This is a genomic window from Streptomyces sp. DT2A-34 (assembly GCF_030499515.1).
Classification (GTDB): domain Bacteria; phylum Actinomycetota; class Actinomycetes; order Streptomycetales; family Streptomycetaceae; genus Streptomyces.
This window is the reverse complement of the sequence record NZ_JASTWJ010000001.1, coordinates 6113730-6133417: the sequence shown is the minus strand read 5'-3', so window position 1 is coordinate 6133417 and position 19688 is coordinate 6113730. Positions and strand designations below refer to the sequence as shown.

The 19688-nt window shown below is 66.5% G+C and carries 12 protein-coding genes and 3 rRNA genes; 8 read left to right on the top strand and 7 right to left on the bottom strand.

Translation table 11 applies throughout. The features are described 5' to 3' along the window. Nucleotides 1-67: 67 nt before the first annotated feature. Complete coding sequence (mtnA, locus tag QQM39_RS27545; RefSeq protein WP_302000233.1) at nt 68-1210, bottom strand: S-methyl-5-thioribose-1-phosphate isomerase; 1143 nt, start codon at nt 1208-1210, stop codon at nt 68-70. A 140-nt stretch (nt 1211-1350) separates the two neighbouring features. On the opposite strand from mtnA, the gene QQM39_RS27540 reads away from it, so the two are divergent. From QQM39_RS27540 to QQM39_RS27510, 7 genes are all read left to right on the top strand, one after another. Beyond that, nucleotides 1351-2679 carry a glycerophosphoryl diester phosphodiesterase membrane domain-containing protein gene (locus tag QQM39_RS27540; protein ID WP_302000231.1) on the top strand — a complete coding sequence of 443 codons (1329 nt, stop codon included), beginning with the start codon at nt 1351-1353 and terminating at the stop codon, nt 2677-2679. 4 nt (nt 2680-2683) lie between these two features. Next, on the top strand, nt 2684-3460 hold the full coding sequence (locus QQM39_RS27535) for a DUF4129 domain-containing protein (protein ID WP_302000230.1): 777 nt from the start codon (nt 2684-2686) through the stop codon (nt 3458-3460). Continuing rightward, the gene (locus QQM39_RS27530; protein WP_302000229.1) at nt 3457-4659 is read left to right on the top strand and encodes a DUF4350 domain-containing protein; all 1203 of its coding nucleotides are present in this window, start codon (nt 3457-3459) and stop codon (nt 4657-4659) included. Before QQM39_RS27535 ends, QQM39_RS27530 begins: the two co-directional genes overlap by 4 nt. After that, the gene (locus QQM39_RS27525) at nt 4659-5648 is read left to right on the top strand and encodes a MoxR family ATPase (protein WP_302003743.1); all 990 of its coding nucleotides are present in this window, start codon (nt 4659-4661) and stop codon (nt 5646-5648) included. The genes QQM39_RS27530 and QQM39_RS27525 overlap by 1 nt, the downstream gene beginning before the upstream one ends. Further along, nucleotides 5648-6958: a DUF58 domain-containing protein gene (locus tag QQM39_RS27520; RefSeq protein WP_302000228.1), complete on the top strand. Its 1311-nt coding sequence runs from the start codon at nt 5648-5650 to the stop codon at nt 6956-6958. The genes QQM39_RS27525 and QQM39_RS27520 overlap by 1 nt, the downstream gene beginning before the upstream one ends. An 86-nt stretch (nt 6959-7044) precedes the next feature. Next, nucleotides 7045-8166, top strand: a complete 1122-nt coding sequence (locus tag QQM39_RS27515) for an IS630 family transposase (protein ID WP_367669156.1) — start codon at nt 7045-7047, stop codon at nt 8164-8166. Between the two features lie 46 nt (nt 8167-8212). After that, on the top strand, nt 8213-8785 hold the full coding sequence (locus QQM39_RS27510) for a S1 RNA-binding domain-containing protein (RefSeq protein WP_302000226.1): 573 nt from the start codon (nt 8213-8215) through the stop codon (nt 8783-8785). A gap of 212 nt (nt 8786-8997) precedes the next feature. Here QQM39_RS27510 and rrf read toward each other — a convergent pair. The 4 genes from rrf to QQM39_RS27490 all read right to left on the bottom strand — a co-directional run bounded on the left by rrf (nt 8998) and on the right by QQM39_RS27490 (nt 15709). Then, a 5S ribosomal RNA gene (rrf, locus tag QQM39_RS27505) occupies nt 8998-9114 on the bottom strand. A gap of 69 nt (nt 9115-9183) precedes the next feature. Continuing rightward, a 23S ribosomal RNA gene (locus tag QQM39_RS27500) occupies nt 9184-12303 on the bottom strand. Nucleotides 12304-12609: 306 nt separating this feature from the next. Continuing rightward, nucleotides 12610-14137: ribosomal RNA gene (locus QQM39_RS27495) — 16S ribosomal RNA — on the bottom strand. Together the 16S, 23S and 5S rRNA genes form the textbook arrangement of a ribosomal RNA operon. Before the next feature lie 564 nt (nt 14138-14701). Then, the gene (locus QQM39_RS27490; protein WP_302000225.1) at nt 14702-15709 is read right to left on the bottom strand and encodes a stage II sporulation protein M; all 1008 of its coding nucleotides are present in this window, start codon (nt 15707-15709) and stop codon (nt 14702-14704) included. 130 nt (nt 15710-15839) lie between these two features. Between QQM39_RS27490 and QQM39_RS27485 the strand changes: the two genes are divergently transcribed. Beyond that, nucleotides 15840-16907, top strand: coding sequence for an RDD family protein (locus QQM39_RS27485; protein ID WP_302000223.1), 1068 nt, complete (start codon nt 15840-15842; stop codon nt 16905-16907). 154 nt (nt 16908-17061) lie between these two features. Here the strand turns inward: QQM39_RS27485 and QQM39_RS27480 are convergent, their stop codons facing one another. After that, nucleotides 17062-17676, bottom strand: coding sequence for a hypothetical protein (locus tag QQM39_RS27480; protein WP_302000222.1), 615 nt, complete (start codon nt 17674-17676; stop codon nt 17062-17064). A gap of 151 nt (nt 17677-17827) precedes the next feature. Beyond that, nucleotides 17828-19285, bottom strand: coding sequence for an adenosylhomocysteinase (gene ahcY / locus QQM39_RS27475; RefSeq protein WP_302000221.1), 1458 nt, complete (start codon nt 19283-19285; stop codon nt 17828-17830). Nucleotides 19286-19688: the final 403 nt, after the last annotated feature.

The window sequence follows — 19688 nt, the reverse complement described above, 5'->3', positions numbered from 1 at the left end:
CGTGACCCACGGGCGGGTAGGCCACGCCTTGCCCGCCCGATTGATTCCGACCCCTACCTCACAAGCTCTACGTCACCTGCCGCGACCTGGCACACAACTGGGCCAGCGCCTCGGTCGTCACGGGCGACGCGGTTCCCTCCTCGGTGACGATCGCCGTCACCAGCTCGGGCGGCGTCACATCGAACGCCGGGTTGTACGCCTGGGTCCCCAGCGGCGCCACCGGAATCCCGCCTCCCGGTTCCGCCCCCGCCACCGGCGCATGGGGCGCCACGACTTCGGTCACCTCGAATCCGGGGCGCTGCTCGACCTCGATGGACGCCCCGTCCGGCGTCTGCGGATCCACCGTCGTCAGCGGCGCCACCACGATGAACGGCACATGGTGGTAGCGCGCGAGCACCGCGAGCGGATAGCTCCCCACCTTGTTCGCGACCGAACCGTCGGCCGCGATGCGGTCCGCGCCGATCAGCACGGCGTCCACTTCTCCGGCGGCGAACAGGGACCCCGCCGCGTTGTCCGTGAGCAGGGTGTACGTCATGCCGCGACGCGCCGCCTCGTACGCCGTCAGGCGAGCCCCCTGCAGCAACGGCCGCGTCTCGTCCACCCACAGCCGCCTGAGCCGCCCGGACCGGTGCGCCGCGAGCGCCACCGCGAACGCCGTGCCCTCCCCGCCCGACACCAGCGCCCCGGTGTTGCAGTGCGTGAGGATACGGTGCCCACCGCCTGGCAGCAGCTCGTCCAGCAGCGCCAGTCCCCGCTCGGCCATCCTGGAGCTGGCCTCGGCGTCCTCCTGGTGCAACGCGCGCGCCGCGCTCAGCGCCGCAGCAGCGGCCCGCTCGGCATCCCCGCTCTTCGCGAGCTCGGCCCGGTACGCGGACTGGGCCCTGCGCACACCAACGGCGAGGTTCACCGCGGTGGGCCGAGCGCCCGCCAGCGACTCCGCGGCGTCGTCCACGTCGAAACCGCGCGCGGCGGCGAGCGCGACACCGTACGCCCCGGCGATCCCGAGCAGCGGCGCCCCGCGCACGGCGAGCGAACTGATCGCCTCCACCAACGCGGGCGCGTCCGTACAGACCAGCTCGACCTCCTCGGCCGGCAGCCTCGTCTGGTCGAGAAGGACCAGTACGGGACCTTCGGGTGGTTCGTCCCATCGGATCGCCGGTATCTCGGTCGGCCTGTTGTCCTCGCCGGATTGCGCGTACTGATCAGCCATGCAGCCAGTCTGCCCTTTGTCCGGCGGACAATTGAAGGTGCACAGCCCATACCGCGGCCGGTACCTCGCCGACCACCCCATGGCACGATGGCTGCCAACCTGCCACCGCGACCGCGGACGGGCACCGTGAAGGAGCGACGATGAAAGACACTCCGGGCTGGGCCTCGCCCGGATCCGCCCCGTCCGACGGGCAGGAACCCGGCACGTCCGGCACGTCCGAGCCCGCAGACCGTCCCGACCCCGCGCAGCAGCCGGGACCGGACCCGCAGGGCCCCGGCCCGAAGTGGTCCAAGGACCAGCCGCCACCCGGCCAGTGGTCCGCCCCGACGGGGCCCCAGGCTCCGGGCCAGGCCCCGCCACCCCCACCGCCCGGCCCCGGCTGGGGCACTCGCCCTCCCGCCGGCCCCGGCGGATACGGCGGCGGCCACCAGGGCTACGGCGCCCCGGGCGGATACGGCGCTTGGGGAGGCGGCTGGGGCGGCCCTCCGCCCGCGGCAAAGCCCGGCGTGATCCCGCTGCGCCCCCTCGGCGTCGGAGAGATCCTCGACGGCGCGGTCTCCACCATGCGCACCTACTGGCGCACGGTCCTGGGCATCTCCCTGACCGTCGCGATCGTGACGGAGATCCTCGTCATCCTGGTCCAGGGCTTCGTCCTGAACGACCTCGTCAGCACCGAGGCCCTCAACGACCCGAACGCCACCCTCAGCGAGCTGACCCGCGCCACAGGCGACGCCCTGCTCAGTTCCAGCGTGATCTTCCTGATCTCGGTGATCGGCGCGATCATCGCGACCGCCCTGCTGACGACGGTTACCAGCCGCGCGGTCCTCGGCAAGTCGGTGACCATCGGCGAGGCCTGGCGCGACGCCCGCCCTCAGGTGCTGCCTCTCTTCGGCCTGCTCGTCCTGCTGCTGCTCATGACCTTCGGCCTGGTGCTCGCGGGCGCCGTACCCGGCATCCTCGTGGCCGCCACGGGCTCCGGTGACGCGGGCGGGGCACTCGCCGTCCTGGGCATCTTCGGCGCCGGCATCATCGCACTGTGGCTGTGGTTCCGCTTCTCCCTCGCCTCGCCCGCGCTGATGCTGGAGAAGCAAGGCATCGTGAAGGCGCTGAGCCGCTCCGCGAAGCTGGTGCGGGGCTCCTGGTGGCGCGTCTTCGGCATCCAACTGCTCGCCACGATCATCGCGAACATCCTCGCGGCGATCGTCGTCATCCCCTTCACCTTCCTCGCCGGCGCACTCAGCGGCGACGGCGCCACCACCTTGCTCAATGGCACCACCGAGTTCGGCTGGACGTTCCTCATCATCAGCGGCGTCGGTTCGGTGATCGGCTCCATGATCACTTTCCCGATCACGGCCGGCGTCACCGTCCTGCTCTACATGGACCAGCGCATCCGCCGCGAGGCCCTCGACCTCGAACTGGCCCGAGCCGCCGGCGTCCAGGGCTACGGCACCGACACCCCGGGGAGCTGAACCGGTGAGCCTGGCGGGGGGAGTTCTCACAACGGCGTCAGCACTGCCGGACGCGGCCGTACACGCATCTCTGCGCATCGGCGACACGTCCGTCCTGTCGCTGGCGACGGGCTCCGACGACGAGCCACCGCTCACGATCCCGCGTGATCCCGCGCGGGAAGCGGCCCGGCGCGAACTGTCGAAGCACATGTACCACGAGAACGAACCCAGTTGGTTCCAGCGCGCCCTGGACACCTTCTGGTACTGGGTCGAGGACTTGTTCAGCAGCGCCTCGACCGTGACACCCGGGGGCCCGCTCGGCCTGATCGTCGTCATCCTGGTCGTCCTGGCGGTCCTAGGCGCTATCTGGTGGCGCCTAGGCACCCCTCGCCGCCGACCCACCTCCTCCGCCGCCCTCTTCGACGACCGGCCCCGCAGCGCCGCCGAACACCGAGCCGCCGCCGAAGCGCACGCCGCCCAGGGCCACTGGAACCAGGCCGTCCAGGAACGCATGCGCGCCATCGTCCGCTCACTCGAGGAACGCGCGCTCCTAGACGTCCGGCCCGGCCGCACCGCGGACGAGGCCGCCGCCGAAGCAGGCCGCTCACTGCCCTCCCACACAGACCCACTGCGCACCGCTGCCCGGGACTTCGACGACGTCACATACGGCGGACGGACCGCGACCCAACCGGCGTACCAGCGCATCGCCCAACTCGACCGCGACCTGGAGAGCACCAAGCCACAGCTCGCGAGCAGCGCCCCCAGCACGGCCCACAACGCCCACCTGGGAGCCCCCGAATGAGCACCGAGGCCGCGCTCCCGTCCACCTCCGCCTCCCCCACCGCACGCCAGGTGTGGACCCGCACGCGAGGCGTCGCCCTCGCTGTCGTGCTCCTGCTGGCGGCGGCCGTCGTGATCGCCACGATCCGCTCCGACGCCCGGCACGGCGCCCTCGACCCACGCTCCGCCGACCCCAAGGGCAGCCGGGCCGTCGCCGAGCTCCTCGCCGACCGCGGCGTGGACACACGCGTCGTTACCACCCTGGACGAGGCACGCGCCGCGTCCGCCCCGGACACCACCCTCCTGGTCGCCGCTCCCGACCTGCTGACGCACCGTCAACAGTCCTGGCTGCGCTCGGCGACCGCCGGAGCCGGCGGCCGAACCGTCCTCGTCGCTCCAGGCAGCTGGTCCGTCGAAAGGCTCGTCCCCGGGGTCACCGCGGACCCCGCCACCAGCCTCGACTCGGAGCTCACCCCCGACTGCGCCCTGCCCGCCGCCCAGCGCGCGGGCACCGCCGACCTGGGCGGCGTCCGCTACACCACCACCCACCTCGACGCCGATCAGTGCTACCCCAGCGAGCGCCTGGCCACCCTCCTGCGCGTCCCGGAGACCACCGGGGACGGCGACTCCATCGTCCTCGGCGCGCCCGACATCCTCTACAACGACCGTCTCGACGAGCAGGGCAACGCCTCCCTCGCCCTGCAACTCCTCGGCTCCCGCCCTCACTTGGTCTGGTACCTCCCCTCGCTCTCCGACACGTCGGCCGCCGACGCGGACGACGAACGCAGCTTCTTCGACCTGCTCCCCTCGGGCTGGCTCTGGGGCACGCTGCAGCTCTTCATCGCAGCAGCCCTGGCCGCCCTCTGGCGGGCACGCCGACTCGGCCCCCTGGTGCCCGAAAAACTCCCCGTGGCGATCCGCGCCTCCGAAACCGTCGAAGGCCGCGCCCGCCTCTACCGCAAGGCCAACGCCCGCGACCGCGCGGCCGCCGCTCTTCGCTCCACTACCCGCACGCGCCTCGCCCCCCTCGTAGGTGTCCCCGTCTCCCAGGCGTACGCGCCCGAGGCCCTGCTCCCCGCTCTGTCCGCCCACCTCCACAACCACGGAGACGGGCAGGCCCTGCACGCTCTCCTCTTCGGCCCGCCGCCCAGCGACGACACGGCCCTCATCGCCCTCGCCGACCAACTCGACGCCCTCGAAAGAGAGGTACGCCGTCCATGATGGACCCGACCACTGACAACGCCGGGACCACCGGGGACCCGGGCACCGCCCGCGCCTCCCTGGAAGCCCTGCGCGCCGAGATCGCCAAAGCCGTGGTCGGCCAGGACCCCGCCGTGACCGGCCTCGTCGTCGCCCTCCTCTGCCGCGGACACGTTCTCCTAGAAGGAGTCCCTGGGGTCGCCAAAACGTTGCTCGTCCGCGCCCTCGCATCCGCCCTCGAACTCGACACCAAGCGCGTCCAGTTCACCCCCGACCTGATGCCGAGCGATGTGACGGGCTCCCTCGTCTACGACACCCGCACCGCCGAGTTCTCCTTCCAGCCCGGCCCGGTCTTCACGAACCTTCTCCTCGCCGACGAGATCAACCGGACCCCGCCGAAGACCCAGTCGTCCCTGCTGGAGGCCATGGAGGAACGCCAGGTCACAGTCGACGGCACCCCCCGCCCGCTGCCCGAGCCGTTCCTGGTCGCCGCGACGCAGAACCCAGTGGAATACGAGGGCACGTACCCCCTCCCCGAAGCCCAGCTGGACCGTTTCCTCCTCAAGCTCACCATCCCGCTGCCCTCCCGCCAGGACGAGATCGACGTCCTCACCCGCCACGCCGAGGGGTTCAACCCCCGCGACCTACGCGCCGCCGGCGTACGCCCCGTAGCGGGCCCCGCGGACCTGGAAGCGGCACGCGCGGCAGTGGCCAAGACGACGGTCTCCCCGGAGATCACGGCCTACGTGGTCGACATCTGCCGAGCCACCCGCGAATCGCCGTCCCTGACGCTGGGCGTCTCCCCACGCGGCGCCACGGCCCTCTTGGCCACCGCCCGCGCGTGGGCCTGGCTGACGGGCCGCGACTACGTCACCCCCGACGACGTCAAGGCACTGGCCCTTCCCGCCCTCCGCCACCGCGTGCAGCTCCGCCCGGAGGCCGAGATGGAAGGCGTCACCTCCGACTCCGTCATCAACGCGATCCTCGCCCACGTCCCCGTCCCCCGCTGATGGCACTCACCGGACGCGCCGCACTCCTCGCGGCCCTAGGCTCCCTCCCCGTAGGCATCTGGGATCCCAGCTGGATGGGCATCCTCGCGGTCAACGCACCCTTGGCCGCGGCCTGCGCCTGCGACTTCGCCCTGGCAGCGCCCGTACGCCGGCTGGGCCTGACCCGATCCGGCGACGCCTCCGTGCGCCTGGGCGAGACAGCGGACGTCACTCTCACGATCACCAACCCATCCCCACGACCGCTCCGCGCCCACCTCCGCGATGCCTGGCCACCCAGCAGCTGGCAGCCCGGCACGGAGGTGGCGTCATCCCGCCACACAGTGACGGTCCCCGCCGGCGAACGCCGACGCATCACCACCCGCCTACGCCCCACCCGCCGCGGCGACCGCCAGGCCGACCGCGTGACGGTTCGCTCGTACGGCCCCATGCGCCTCTTCTCCCGCCAGGGCACCCACAAAGTCCCCTGGACGGTACGCGTCCTGCCCCCCTTCACAAGCCGCAAGCACCTGCCATCCAAACTGGCCCGCCTGCGCGAACTCGACGGCCGCACCAGCGTGCTCATTCGCGGCCAGGGCACAGAATTCGACAGCCTGCGCGAATACGTCCCCGGTGACGACACCCGTTCCATCGACTGGCGCGCCACAGCCCGACAGTCCGCGGTCGCCGTACGCACCTGGCGCCCCGAACGCGACCGCCACATCCTGCTCGTCCTGGACACAGGCCGCACCTCGGCGGGACGCGTCGGAGACGCTCCACGCCTCGACGCCTCCATGGACGCGGCGCTACTCCTGGCCGCCCTCGCTTCCCGAGCCGGCGACCGCGTGGACCTCCTTGCCTACGACCGCCGAGTACGCGCGCTCGTCCAGGGCCGCACAGCAGGCGACGTCCTCCCCTCCCTGGTCCACGCGATGGCCACTCTCGAGCCGGAGCTGATCGAAACGGACGCGCGAGGCCTGACGGCCATGGCGCTCCGCACGGCGCCCCGCCACTCCCTGATCGTGCTGCTCACGACTCTCGACGCAGCCCCCATCGAGGACGGCCTGCTCCCCGTCCTGTCCCAGCTCACCCAGCGCCACACCGTCCTGCTGGCATCCGTAGCGGACCCTCACATCGCGCACATGGCAACCGCACGTGGAAACACGGACGCCGTGTACGAGGCCGCAGCAGCCGCCCAGGCCCAGAGCGAACGCCACCGCACGGCGGAACAACTCCGCCGGCATGGCGTCACGGTCGTCGACGCGACACCGGAGGAACTCGCACCGGCCCTGGCAGACGCGTATCTGGCCCTCAAGACAGCGGGCCGCCTGTAGCTAGTGCTCTGACCGGGAAGGTTCGCCGGGTTCGCGGTCGTGGCGGTTGGATGTGCGGTGATGTCCGTCCGACCGCTGGAGGCGCGGTGGCTGAGCCTGTCCGTGTGCGCAGACTGACTGACCAGGAGGGGCAGAAGCTGCAGCGGATCGTGCGCCGCGGCAGTACGAGCTCAGTGCGCTACCGGCGCGCGATGATGCTGCTGGCTTCGGCCGGCGGGAACCGGGTGCCGGTGATCGCCCAGCTGGTACAGGCCGACGAGGACACCGTCCGCGATGTGATCCACCGCTTTAACGAGATCGGCCTGGCCTGCCTGGACCCTCAATGGGCGGGAGGCCGTCCCCGCCAACTCGGCCCTGACGACGAGGACTTCGTCATCCAGACGGCCACCACCCGCCCCACCAAGCTCGGCCAGCCCTTCACTCGCTGGTCACTGCGCAAACTCGTCGCCTACCTGCGGAAAGTCCACGGCCGGGTGATCCGCATCGGCCGCGAGGCGTTACGCAGCCTTCTCGCCCGCCGCGGTGTCACCTTCCAGCGCACCAAGACCTGGAAAGAATCACCCGACCCGGACCGCGAGGCGAAGCTGGACCGGATCGAGGAGGTCCTGGACCGCTTCCCCGCCCGGGTGTTCGCCTTCGATGAGTTCGGACCGCTCGGCATCCGGCCTACCGCAGGATCGGGTTGGGCCGAACGGAAGCATCCCGACCGGGTGCCGGCCACCTATCACCGCACTCACGGGGTGCGCTACTTCCACGGCTGCTACTCGGTCGGCGACGACCGCCTGTGGGGCGTCAACCGCCGCAAGAAGGGTGCGGCGAACACACTGGCCGCGCTGAAGTCGATCCGCGCCGCCCGGCCCGACGGCGCCCCGATCTACGTCATCCTGGACAACCTGTCCGCCCACAAGGGAACGGACATCCGCCGCTGGGCGAAGAAGAACAAGGTCGAGTTGTGCTTCACCCCGACCTACGCCTCGTGGGCGAACACCATTGAGGCCCACTTCGGACCGCTGAGGCAGTTCACCATCGCCAACTCGAACTATCCCAACCACACCGTGCAGACCCGGGCCCTGCACGCCTACCTGCGCTGGCGCAACGCCAACGCCCGCCACCGCGACGTCCTGGCCGCCGAACGTAAGGAACGCGCCCGCATCCGCAGTGAGAAAGGCATCCGCTGGGGCGGACGTCGCTTCAGCACCGCAGCGTGACCGCATTTGCCGCTCAGTGCACAGCTGCTCGTGAAAAGCTGGTTGCATGATCGGCGGGCCGTCTGAGTACCCAGAGCTCTGGGCGGTTTTGGAGTCACTGCACTGCGGCGAGTCCCTTTCCGGCACCGTTACAGCGATCGAACGGTTCGGCGTGTTCGTGGCGCTGGACGATGGCCCCGGCCACCCGATCTTCCCCGGCGTCGGATTCATCTCATGCGCCGAGCTGTCCTGGCGCCGCTTCGAAGCAGCCTCCGACGTCGTGCAGGTCGGACAGCGCGTTTCATGCGAGTTCCTCCAGTTCGACACCTGGAACTTGGAGGCCAGACTGTCCTTGAAAGCGATGCAGCCAGACCCCTTCCAGGCATTTGCCGACAGCACCGCGGTGGGGCAGAAACTGCAAGGACAGGTCACCAAACTGGTCCCGTTCGGCGTCTTCGTCCAGGTCGCGGACGGCATCAAGGGACTGGTCCACCTACGAGAGCTCGCCTGGACGCTCGTGGAGGATCCGTCGGACGTCGTCCACGTCGGCGACAAAATCGCGGTCGTCGTCACTGAGATCGACCGGCAACGACGCACACTGTCGCTCTCCCGACGAAAAGGCTCATCCCGCCACCAGTGACTCCTTTGCGCCCTGTGACGCTTTCCTTGCACGAGCGTTCCGGAGGTTGCTTGATGAAGGGGAGGCGCAGACTAAACCCGGTGAACCTTGCTGGTCAGAGCACTAGGGAATAGAGGGGCTCTCCTGTGGAGCGCCCCTCATCGAGGCACAAAAACCACAAACGCAGAAAGCCCCCGTGCCGGTATCCCCGGCCGGGGGCTTTCTCAAAATTTGTTCGGCGGCGTCCTACTCTCCCACAGGGTCCCCCCTGCAGTACCATCGGCGCTGTAAGGCTTAGCTTCCGGGTTCGGAATGTAACCGGGCGTTTCCCTCACGCTATAACCACCGAAACACTATGAAGTCAGACCGGAAAAAACACGGTCGTTGCCTCAGAACTAACACAGTGGACGCGAACAACTGAGGACAAGCCCTCGGCCTATTAGTACCGGTCACCTCCACACCTCACGGTGCTTCCAGATCCGGCCTATCAACCCAGTCGTCTACTGGGAGCCTTACCCCATCAAGTGGGTGGGAGTCCTCATCTCGAAGCAGGCTTCCCGCTTAGATGCTTTCAGCGGTTATCCCTCCCGAACGTAGCCAACCAGCCATGCCCTTGGCAGAACAACTGGCACACCAGAGGTTCGTCCGTCCCGGTCCTCTCGTACTAGGGACAGCCCTTCTCAAGACTCCTACGCGCACAGCGGATAGGGACCGAACTGTCTCACGACGTTCTAAACCCAGCTCGCGTACCGCTTTAATGGGCGAACAGCCCAACCCTTGGGACCGACTCCAGCCCCAGGATGCGACGAGCCGACATCGAGGTGCCAAACCATCCCGTCGATATGGACTCTTGGGGAAGATCAGCCTGTTATCCCCGGGGTACCTTTTATCCGTTGAGCGACGGCGCTTCCACAAGCCACCGCCGGATCACTAGTCCCGACTTTCGTCCCTGCTCGACCCGTCGGTCTCACAGTCAAGCTCCCTTGTGCACTTACACTCAACACCTGATTGCCAACCAGGCTGAGGGAACCTTTGGGCGCCTCCGTTACTCTTTAGGAGGCAACCGCCCCAGTTAAACTACCCATCAGACACTGTCCCTGATCCGGATCACGGACCCAGGTTAGACATCCAGCACGACCAGAGTGGTATTTCAACGACGACTCCACGAACACTGGCGTGCCCGCTTCAAAGTCTCCCACCTATCCTACACAAGCCGAACCGAACACCAATATCAAACTGTAGTAAAGGTCCCGGGGTCTTTCCGTCCTGCTGCGCGAAACGAGCATCTTTACTCGTAGTGCAATTTCACCGGGCCTATGGTTGAGACAGTCGAGAAGTCGTTACGCCATTCGTGCAGGTCGGAACTTACCCGACAAGGAATTTCGCTACCTTAGGATGGTTATAGTTACCACCGCCGTTTACTGGCGCTTAAGTTCTCAGCTTCGCCACCCCGAAGAGTGACTAACCGGTCCCCTTAACGTTCCAGCACCGGGCAGGCGTCAGTCCGTATACATCGCCTTACGGCTTCGCACGGACCTGTGTTTTTAGTAAACAGTCGCTTCTCGCTGGTCTCTGCGGCCACCCCCAGCTCAGAGTGCAAGACTCATCACCAAGCGTGGCCCCCCTTCTCCCGAAGTTACGGGGGCATTTTGCCGAGTTCCTTAACCATAGTTCACCCGAACGCCTCGGTATTCTCTACCTGACCACCTGAGTCGGTTTAGGGTACGGGCCGCCATGAAACTCGCTAGAGGCTTTTCTCGACAGCATAGGATCATCCACTTCACCACAATCGGCTCGGCATCAGGTCTCAGACTATTGCCAGGCGGATTTACCTACCTGACGTCCTACACCCTTACCCCGGGACAACCACCGCCCGGGATGGACTACCTTCCTGCGTCACCCCATCACTCACCTACTACCAGATAGGTTCGTCGGCTCCACCACTCCCCTTTGCCCGAAGGCTCCAGGGCGGCTTCACGGACTTAGCATCATTGGATTCAATGTTTGACGCTTCACAGCGGGTACCGGAATATCAACCGGTTATCCATCGACTACGCCTGTCGGCCTCGCCTTAGGTCCCGACTTACCCTGGGCAGATCAGCTTGACCCAGGAACCCTTAGTCAATCGGCGCACACGTTTCTCACGTGTGTATCGCTACTCATGCCTGCATTCTCACTCGTCAACCGTCCACAACTACCTTCCGGTGCTGCTTCACCCGGCAGACGACGCTCCCCTACCCATCCACACAGGCGTTGGCCCTATTGTGTGAATGACACGACTTCGGCGGTACGCTTGAGCCCCGCTACATTGTCGGCGCGGAATCACTAGACCAGTGAGCTATTACGCACTCTTTCAAGGGTGGCTGCTTCTAAGCCAACCTCCTGGTTGTCTCTGCGACTCCACATCCTTTCCCACTTAGCGTACGCTTAGGGGCCTTAGTCGATGCTCTGGGCTGTTTCCCTCTCGACCATGGAGCTTATCCCCCACAGTCTCACTGCCGCGCTCTCACTTACCGGCATTCGGAGTTTGGCTAAGGTCAGTAACCCGGTAGGGCCCATCGCCTATCCAGTGCTCTACCTCCGGCAAGAAACACACGACGCTGCACCTAAATGCATTTCGGGGAGAACCAGCTATCACGGAGTTTGATTGGCCTTTCACCCCTAACCACAGGTCATCCCCCAGGTTTTCAACCCTGGTGGGTTCGGTCCTCCACGAAGTCTTACCTCCGCTTCAACCTGCCCATGGCTAGATCACTCCGCTTCGGGTCTTGAGCGCGCTACTAAAACGCCCTATTCGGACTCGCTTTCGCTACGGCTTCCCCACACGGGTTAACCTCGCAACACACCGCAAACTCGCAGGCTCATTCTTCAAAAGGCACGCAGTCACGAGAAACAAGCAAGCTTGCTTCCGACGCTCCCACGGCTTGTAGGCACACGGTTTCAGGTACTATTTCACTCCCCTCCCGGGGTACTTTTCACCATTCCCTCACGGTACTATCCGCTATCGGTCACCAGGGAATATTTAGGCTTAGCGGGTGGTCCCGCCAGATTCACACGGGATTTCTCGGGCCCCGTGCTACTTGGGTGTCTCTCAAACGAGCCGCTGACGTTTCGACTACGGGGGTCTTACCCTCTACGCCGGACCTTTCGCATGTCCTTCGCCTACATCAACGGTTTCTGACTCGTCCTGTTGCCGGCAGACAACAGAAGAGAGATCCCACAACCCCGCATACGCAACCCCTGCCGGGTCTCACACGTATACGGTTTAGCCTCATCCAGTTTCGCTCGCCACTACTCCCGGAATCACGGTTGTTTTCTCTTCCTGCGGGTACTGAGATGTTTCACTTCCCCGCGTTCCCTCCACATACCCTATGTGTTCAGGTATGGGTGACAGCCCATGACGACTGCCGGGTTTCCCCATTCGGAAACCCCCGGATCAAAGCCTGGTTGACGACTCCCCGGGGACTATCGTGGCCTCCCACGTCCTTCATCGGTTCCTGGTGCCAAGGCATCCACCGTGCGCCCTTAAAAACTTGGCCACAGATGCTCGCGTCCACTGTGCAGTTCTCAAACAACGACCAGCCACCCATCACCCCCAACCAAAGGCTGGAGTGCACTGGGGCCGGCATCACGAGGGAAATCATTCCCTCAGATACCCAACAGCGTGCCCGGCCAGCTCCCGTCCGAAGATCATGCGTTCCACACTCTTGCGAGCAGTACTAGCAGCCTCCGACCCGTGAACCCGGCCGAATAATCAACGTTCCACCCATGAGCAACCAGCATCAGACACTCGCTGATGTACTGGCCTCTGAACCAGGCAAGCCCGGCTAAGAAGTGCTCCTTAGAAAGGAGGTGATCCAGCCGCACCTTCCGGTACGGCTACCTTGTTACGACTTCGTCCCAATCGCCAGTCCCACCTTCGACAGCTCCCTCCCCACAAGGGGGTTGGGCCACCGGCTTCGGGTGTTACCGACTTTCGTGACGTGACGGGCGGTGTGTACAAGGCCCGGGAACGTATTCACCGCAGCAATGCTGATCTGCGATTACTAGCAACTCCGACTTCATGGGGTCGAGTTGCAGACCCCAATCCGAACTGAGACAGGCTTTTTGAGATTCGCTCCACCTCACGGTATCGCAGCTCATTGTACCTGCCATTGTAGCACGTGTGCAGCCCAAGACATAAGGGGCATGATGACTTGACGTCGTCCCCACCTTCCTCCGAGTTGACCCCGGCGGTCTCCTGTGAGTCCCCATCACCCCGAAGGGCATGCTGGCAACACAGGACAAGGGTTGCGCTCGTTGCGGGACTTAACCCAACATCTCACGACACGAGCTGACGACAGCCATGCACCACCTGTACACCGACCACAAGGGGGCGACCATCTCTGGCCGTTTCCGGTGTATGTCAAGCCTTGGTAAGGTTCTTCGCGTTGCGTCGAATTAAGCCACATGCTCCGCTGCTTGTGCGGGCCCCCGTCAATTCCTTTGAGTTTTAGCCTTGCGGCCGTACTCCCCAGGCGGGGAACTTAATGCGTTAGCTGCGGCACCGACGACGTGGAATGTCGCCAACACCTAGTTCCCACCGTTTACGGCGTGGACTACCAGGGTATCTAATCCTGTTCGCTCCCCACGCTTTCGCTCCTCAGCGTCAGTAATGGCCCAGAGATCCGCCTTCGCCACCGGTGTTCCTCCTGATATCTGCGCATTTCACCGCTACACCAGGAATTCCGATCTCCCCTACCACACTCTAGCTAGCCCGTATCGAATGCAGACCCGGGGTTAAGCCCCGGGCTTTCACACCCGACGTGACAAGCCGCCTACGAGCTCTTTACGCCCAATAATTCCGGACAACGCTTGCGCCCTACGTATTACCGCGGCTGCTGGCACGTAGTTAGCCGGCGCTTCTTCTGCAGGTACCGTCACTTTCGCTTCTTCCCTGCTGAAAGAGGTTTACAACCCGAAGGCCGTCATCCCTCACGCGGCGTCGCTGCATCAGGCTTTCGCCCATTGTGCAATATTCCCCACTGCTGCCTCCCGTAGGAGTCTGGGCCGTGTCTCAGTCCCAGTGTGGCCGGTCGCCCTCTCAGGCCGGCTACCCGTCGTCGCCTTGGTGAGCCATTACCTCACCAACAAGCTGATAGGCCGCGGGCTCATCCTGCACCGCCGGAGCTTTACACCATCAAGGATGCCCAAGACGGTCATATCCGGTATTAGACCCCGTTTCCAGGGCTTGTCCCAGAGTGCAGGGCAGATTGCCCACGTGTTACTCACCCGTTCGCCACTAATCCCCACCGAAGTGGTTCATCGTTCGACTTGCATGTGTTAAGCACGCCGCCAGCGTTCGTCCTGAGCCAGGATCAAACTCTCCGTGAATGTTTTCCCGTAATCGGGACGACACCACGAGAGCGGAACAGTCAGGCGGAATAAGCCCGACCGTTCACAGCGTCCTCGCTGTGTTTTTTCAAAGGAACCTCGCCCCAACCGGTAATCCGGCCGGAGACGGGGTATCAACATATCTGGCGTTGATTTTTGGCACGCTGTTGAGTTCTCAAGGAACGGACGCTTCCTTTGTACTCACCCTCTCGGGCTTTCCTCCGGGCGCTTCCCTTCGGTCTTGCGTTTCCGACTCTATCAGATCCTTTTCCGGTCCGATTTCCTCGGTGCTTTCCAGGTTCCCGCTCTCGCGTTTCCCTTTCCGGCGACTCTGACTTTATCAGAAGTTTCGGACCAAACTGACCGGCCACTCATTTCCGAAATCATGGGGAGGGGCTTCTTGGGAATCGATGTTCCACTGAAGCAGACAGATGCTCACTCCGCCCGGGTGGGATGTACATCCTCTTCCAGGCAACTGTTCGAATCTACCTCCCCACGCGCTCCGTGTCAACGGCTCTTGTGGGGCGAGGAGGAGACTAGCAGCTCAGCAGGGGTGGTCGCACATCAGGCGGCCGTCGGCACGGCGGCGCTTCGCTCGGACGCCTCGACGTCCCCCGTCTCACCGGCGCGGGCGGCACGTCCGCCGAGGACATAGACGTAGGCGAGGAAGGCCAGCTCAGCGGCGATACCGATGCTGATGCGCGCCCACGTGGGCAGGCCCGACGGGGTGACGAAGCCTTCGATGGCGCCGGAGACGAAGAGGACCAGGGCGAGACCTATAGCCATGCCGATTGCGGCTCGGCCTTCCTCGGCGAGGGCGAAGCGTCGGGTACGGGGGCCCGGGTCTATGAGGGTCCAACCGAGGCGTAGGCCTGTTCCGGCGGCAACGAAGACCGCGGTCAGTTCGAGGAGGCCGTGCGGCAGGACGAGGCCGAGGAAGGTGTCCAGGCGTCCTGCCGAGGACATCAGGCCGAAGCCGACACCGAGGTTGAGCATGTTCTGGAAGAGGATCCAGAGCACAGGGAGGCCGAGGAAGACGCCGAGTATCAGGCACAGGGCGGCGGCCCAGGCGTTGTTCGTCCAGACCTGGGCCGCGAAGGAGGCTGCGGGGTGGCTGGAGTAGTACGTCTCGTACTGGCCGCCGGGGCGGGTGAGCTCGCGCAGTTCGCTGGGGGCCGCGATGGTCGCCTGTACTTCGGGGTGCGTGCCTATCCACCAGCCCAGGAGAGCCGCGACGAGGGTGGACAGGAGCGCTGTGGGTACCCACCAGTGGCGCGATCGGTAGACCGCGGCTGGGAAGCCGTGGCCAAGGAAGCGGGTGACATCGCGCCAGGAGGCGCGTCGCGTGCCTGTCACGGCGCTACGCGCGCGTGCCACCAATTGGCTGAGCCGGCCCGTCAGCTGCGGGTCTGGGGCACTGGACTGGATCAGGGAGAGGTGGGTGGCTGTGCGCTGATAGAGGGCGACGAGTTCGTCGGCCTCAGCGCCTGTGAGGCGGCGCTGGCGCCCGAGCAGGGCGTCGAGGCGGTCCCACTCGGCTCGGTGGGCGGTGACGAAGACGTCGAGGTCCATCTGCTTTCCTGCTCCCCGGCTGTTCGTCGGCGACTCGTCGTAGATGTCAGCTTGTCGTACTGCGACGCAATGCGCCCTCAGCTTGGCAGACTGGCCATTCCAGGGGCAGGTCAGGGGAAGGACAGACCGCGTGAGTGAACTGGTGACGGGCGAGGCGGTGGCGCTGGAGTTGCGCCCCGCGAAGCTGCCCAGCAGGGCGCTGGCCGTCCTGCTGGATCTGGCCGTGGCCGTGATCGCCTACATCGTCGTGACCATTGGGGTGGTGGCGGCCACTGCTTCTCTGGACGAGGCGGCGCAGACCGCGCTGTCGATCGCGATGTTCGTTCTGCTGCTGGTCGGCGGGCCGATCTCGGTAGAGACGCTCAGCCACGGGCGCTCCCTTGGGAAGTTGGCGTGCGGGCTGCGGGTAGTGCGGGACGACGGCGGACCGATCCGGTTCCGGCACGCTCTGGTGCGTGGCCTCATAGGTGTGATCGAGATTCTGATGACGCTCGGCGTCGTCGCCGTCATCGCTTCGCTGGTGTCCGCGCGTGGGCGGCGGCTCGGTGACGTGTTCGCCGGAACTCTCGTCGTACGGGAACGGGTGCCCCTCGCCCGGACGGGCTTCGTTCCTCCGCCTCCGCCGTGGTTGGCCGGACGGTTCTCGGGGCTTGACCTGTCGGCGGTTCCGGATGGGCTGTGGCTGGCCATTCGTCAGTACCTGACGCGGATGCAGCAACTCGACCCTCAGGTCGGACGGAGCATGGCGGAGCGGCTCGCGACGGACCTTGCGGCGCGTACGGGCACTCCGGCGCCCCAGGAGGTGCCGCCGGCGGCATATCTCGCGGCGGTTCTCCAGGAGCGGCAAGCGCGGGAGGCGCGGCGTGCGTTCGGCAATGGGTGGACTGTGGGTGGGGCGGCTGCGGGTGCCGGCGCGGTAGGCGGTGCTCCCCCTGTGGGTGGGATGAGCCCAGGGGGTGATGCGGGTGCTGCGGCTGGTGCGCCTGGGGCGTACGGCCCGCCGGTCATGGCGCCCGCCGCTGCTCCGCCTCTGCCCGGCGCGTACGGCGCAGGGGAGGTTCCGCTCGGCGCTCAGCCCTCAGGTCGGGCGGAAGGGGATCGCTCCGAGGTACCGCAGGACGCGGTGCAGCAGGTCTCGGCGCCGGAGGAGGCGCCGTCGACCGACCGGCGCACCACCGGCTTCGTCCCGCCGGCGTAGCGCCTCTACGGGTAAGCACGGGGTGCCGCAACGATCGGCGGTTCGGCATGTCCGGCTGCTCGACCCTGCCGAACTGCCCGCGCCCGGGCCCGCTCTCCGCGCCGGCTCCCTGCCTGCCTGCCCCCGCCTGGCCTTCCCATCTGCCCGGCGTCGCTCAAGCGAACGTCGACGGTGGCGAGTCCAGGTCCTCCAGTTCGATGCCGGGTGCCGCGAGGACCACGTCGCCCGCGATGTGTACGGCGTGCTGCTCACCCGTGTCCAGGGCCGTGACCTGGTACTCGTCCACGGTCAGGGGGGCGTTGTCAGTGGCGTGTGTTTCTCTGTTCACCAAGGCCCAGGACTGGTCCACGGTGCGCGGGGCGAGGACCGGGTCTGTGAAGGCCACGAGGCGTACGCGGGTCGCCGAGGCGGAAGGGGTGAGGCGAAGGAGGCGAGTGGTGGCGATGAGGAACGCGGGGGATACGCCGGTGAAGGCATGGGCGCGCACATTGCCTTCCGTGGCGTGAGCCCCGGTGGGGTCGGTGCGGACCCACGTGACGCCGTCGAGGGCGGCGCCGCGTACCTGCCAGCCGGCCGCGTGCAGTTCGAGACGGATGGGGCGGCCGAGTTCGTCCAGGGCGAGGTCGACGGAGCCGCTGTGATCGCCCGCAGGGGTGGTCAGCTGGGAGACGTAGCGCCAGCCGGAAGGGCCGGGGGCGCAGTGGAAGTGCTCTTCTGCGAGGGGGGTGTGATCGTGCGGATCGTGGAGCGAATAACGGCCGCGGGGCATCGGAGTCCTGGGTCTTGACGGGCTGGTCCGGCCACACGGCCGAAGTGGCCACGCGGGCCAATGGGGCAGGCCCCCGGCACGGGGGTGCGGGGGCCTGCCTCTGAGGATCTGCTGCTGAGGGGCGTGCCAGTGCACGCGGCAGCGGCTCGGCTCAGTACCGGTAGTGGTCCGGCTTGTACGGGCCCTCGACCTCGACGCCGATGTACGCGGCCTGCTCGGGGCGGAGCGTCGTCAGCTTCACGCCGAGCGCGTCCAGGTGGAGGCGGGCGACCTTCTCGTCCAGGTGCTTGGGCAGCGTGTACACACCGGTCGGGTAGGCGTCCGGCTTGGTGAACAGCTCGATCTGGGCCAGGGTCTGGTCCGCGAAGGAGTTGGACATCACGAAGGACGGGTGACCGGTGGCGTTGCCCAGGTTCAGCAGGCGGCCCTCGGAGAGGACGATGAGCACCTTGCCGTCGGGGAAGGTCCAGGTGTGGACCTGCGGCTTGACCTCGTCCTTGACGATGCCCGGGACCTTGGCGAGGCCGGCCATGTCGATCTCGTTGTCGAAGTGGCCGATGTTGCCGACGATCGCCTGGTGCTTCATCTTGGCCATGTCCGAGGCCATGATGATGTCCTTGTTGCCGGTCGTGGTGATGAAGATGTCGGCCTTGTCGATGACCTCGTCGAGGGTCGTGACCTGGTAGCCGTCCATCGCCGCCTGCAGGGCGCAGATCGGGTCGATCTCGGTGACGATCACGCGGGCGCCCTGTCCGCGCAGGGACTCCGCGCAGCCCTTGCCCACGTCGCCGTAGCCGCAGACGACCGCGGTCTTGCCGCCGATCAGGACGTCGGTGGCGCGGTTGATGCCGTCGATCAGGGAGTGGCGGCAGCCGTACTTGTTGTCGAACTTCGACTTCGTGACAGCGTCGTTGACGTTGATCGCCGGGAAAAGGAGGACGCCGTCGCGCTGCATCTCGTACAGGCGGTGGACGCCGGTCGTGGTCTCCTCGGTCACGCCGCGGATCTCGGAGGCCAGCTGGGTCCACTTCTGCGAGCCGTCCGTGATGGTGCGGTGCAGGAGTTCGAGGATGACGCGGTGCTCGTCGGACTCGGCGGTGTCGACGTCCGGGACCTTGCCGTCCTTCTCGTACTCGACGCCCTTGTGGACGAGGAGGGTGGCGTCACCGCCGTCGTCCAGGATCATGTTCGGGCCGCCGGTGGGGGTGTTCGGCCAGGTCAGGGCCTGCTCCGTGCACCACCAGTACTCCTCCAGGGTCTCGCCCTTCCAGGCGAAGACCGGGATGCCCTGGGGGTTGTCGGGCGTGCCGTTCGGGCCGACGGCGATCGCGGCGGCGGCGTGGTCCTGGGTGGAGAAGATGTTGCAGGACGCCCAGCGGACCTGCGCGCCCAGGGCGGCCAGGGTCTCGATGAGGACGGCGGTCTGCACGGTCATGTGCAGGGAGCCGGTGATGCGGGCGCCGGCCAGCGGCTGCGCCTCGGCGTACTCCTTGCGGATCGACATCAGGCCGGGCATCTCGTGCTCGGCGAGGGTGATCTCCTTGCGGCCGAACTCGGCCAGGGAGAGATCGGCGACCTTGAAGTCCTGTCGGTTCTCGACAGTCGTCATTACGAGCTGCTCCTCGGGGGTTGGGTCGAGGGTGGGTACGGCTGGTCTGCGCGGCGGCGGACACCGGGGTGCCCGAAGAGGACACAGGCATGCCCGCGTACGCGCAGCGCAGTTCGTCGGAGGCCCTCTCTCCCTCGGCCGGTCCTTTGTCGGGACCGCCCGACCGCCATCAGCAGCGACGTCTGGCTCTGTCCCAAGCTACACCGGGAGGCCCGGCCGTCCCCAGTCCGCCTCCGAACAGATCAGGCCATCACGGGAGTCGGGTGGGGACGGACGAGGGGGCGTTCACGGGTGGGCGGGAGGTCAGGTGACGGTCGGATGCGGGGGCGATAACAGGACACCAACGAACCGCGAACAGGAGCCCGCAGACCGGGATGATGCGGGACCTTTGCGCCTTTGAGCC

Excerpts from the sequence above, each read along its gene's own strand:
- mtnA (WP_302000233.1), bottom strand. The coding sequence starts at position 1,210 with ATGGCTGATCAGTACGCGCAATCCGGCGAGGACAACAGGCCGACCGAG.
- QQM39_RS27540 (WP_302000231.1), top strand. The coding sequence starts at position 1,351 with ATGAAAGACACTCCGGGCTGGGCCTCGCCCGGATCCGCCCCGTCCGAC.
- QQM39_RS27530 (WP_302000229.1), top strand. The coding sequence starts at position 3,457 with ATGAGCACCGAGGCCGCGCTCCCGTCCACCTCCGCCTCCCCCACCGCA.
- QQM39_RS27525 (WP_302003743.1), top strand. The coding sequence starts at position 4,659 with ATGGACCCGACCACTGACAACGCCGGGACCACCGGGGACCCGGGCACC.
- QQM39_RS27520 (WP_302000228.1), top strand. The coding sequence starts at position 5,648 with ATGGCACTCACCGGACGCGCCGCACTCCTCGCGGCCCTAGGCTCCCTC.
- QQM39_RS27510 (WP_302000226.1), top strand. The coding sequence starts at position 8,213 with ATGATCGGCGGGCCGTCTGAGTACCCAGAGCTCTGGGCGGTTTTGGAG.
- QQM39_RS27490 (WP_302000225.1), bottom strand. The coding sequence starts at position 15,709 with ATGGACCTCGACGTCTTCGTCACCGCCCACCGAGCCGAGTGGGACCGC.
- QQM39_RS27480 (WP_302000222.1), bottom strand. The coding sequence starts at position 17,676 with ATGCCCCGCGGCCGTTATTCGCTCCACGATCCGCACGATCACACCCCC.
- ahcY (WP_302000221.1), bottom strand. The coding sequence starts at position 19,285 with ATGACGACTGTCGAGAACCGACAGGACTTCAAGGTCGCCGATCTCTCC.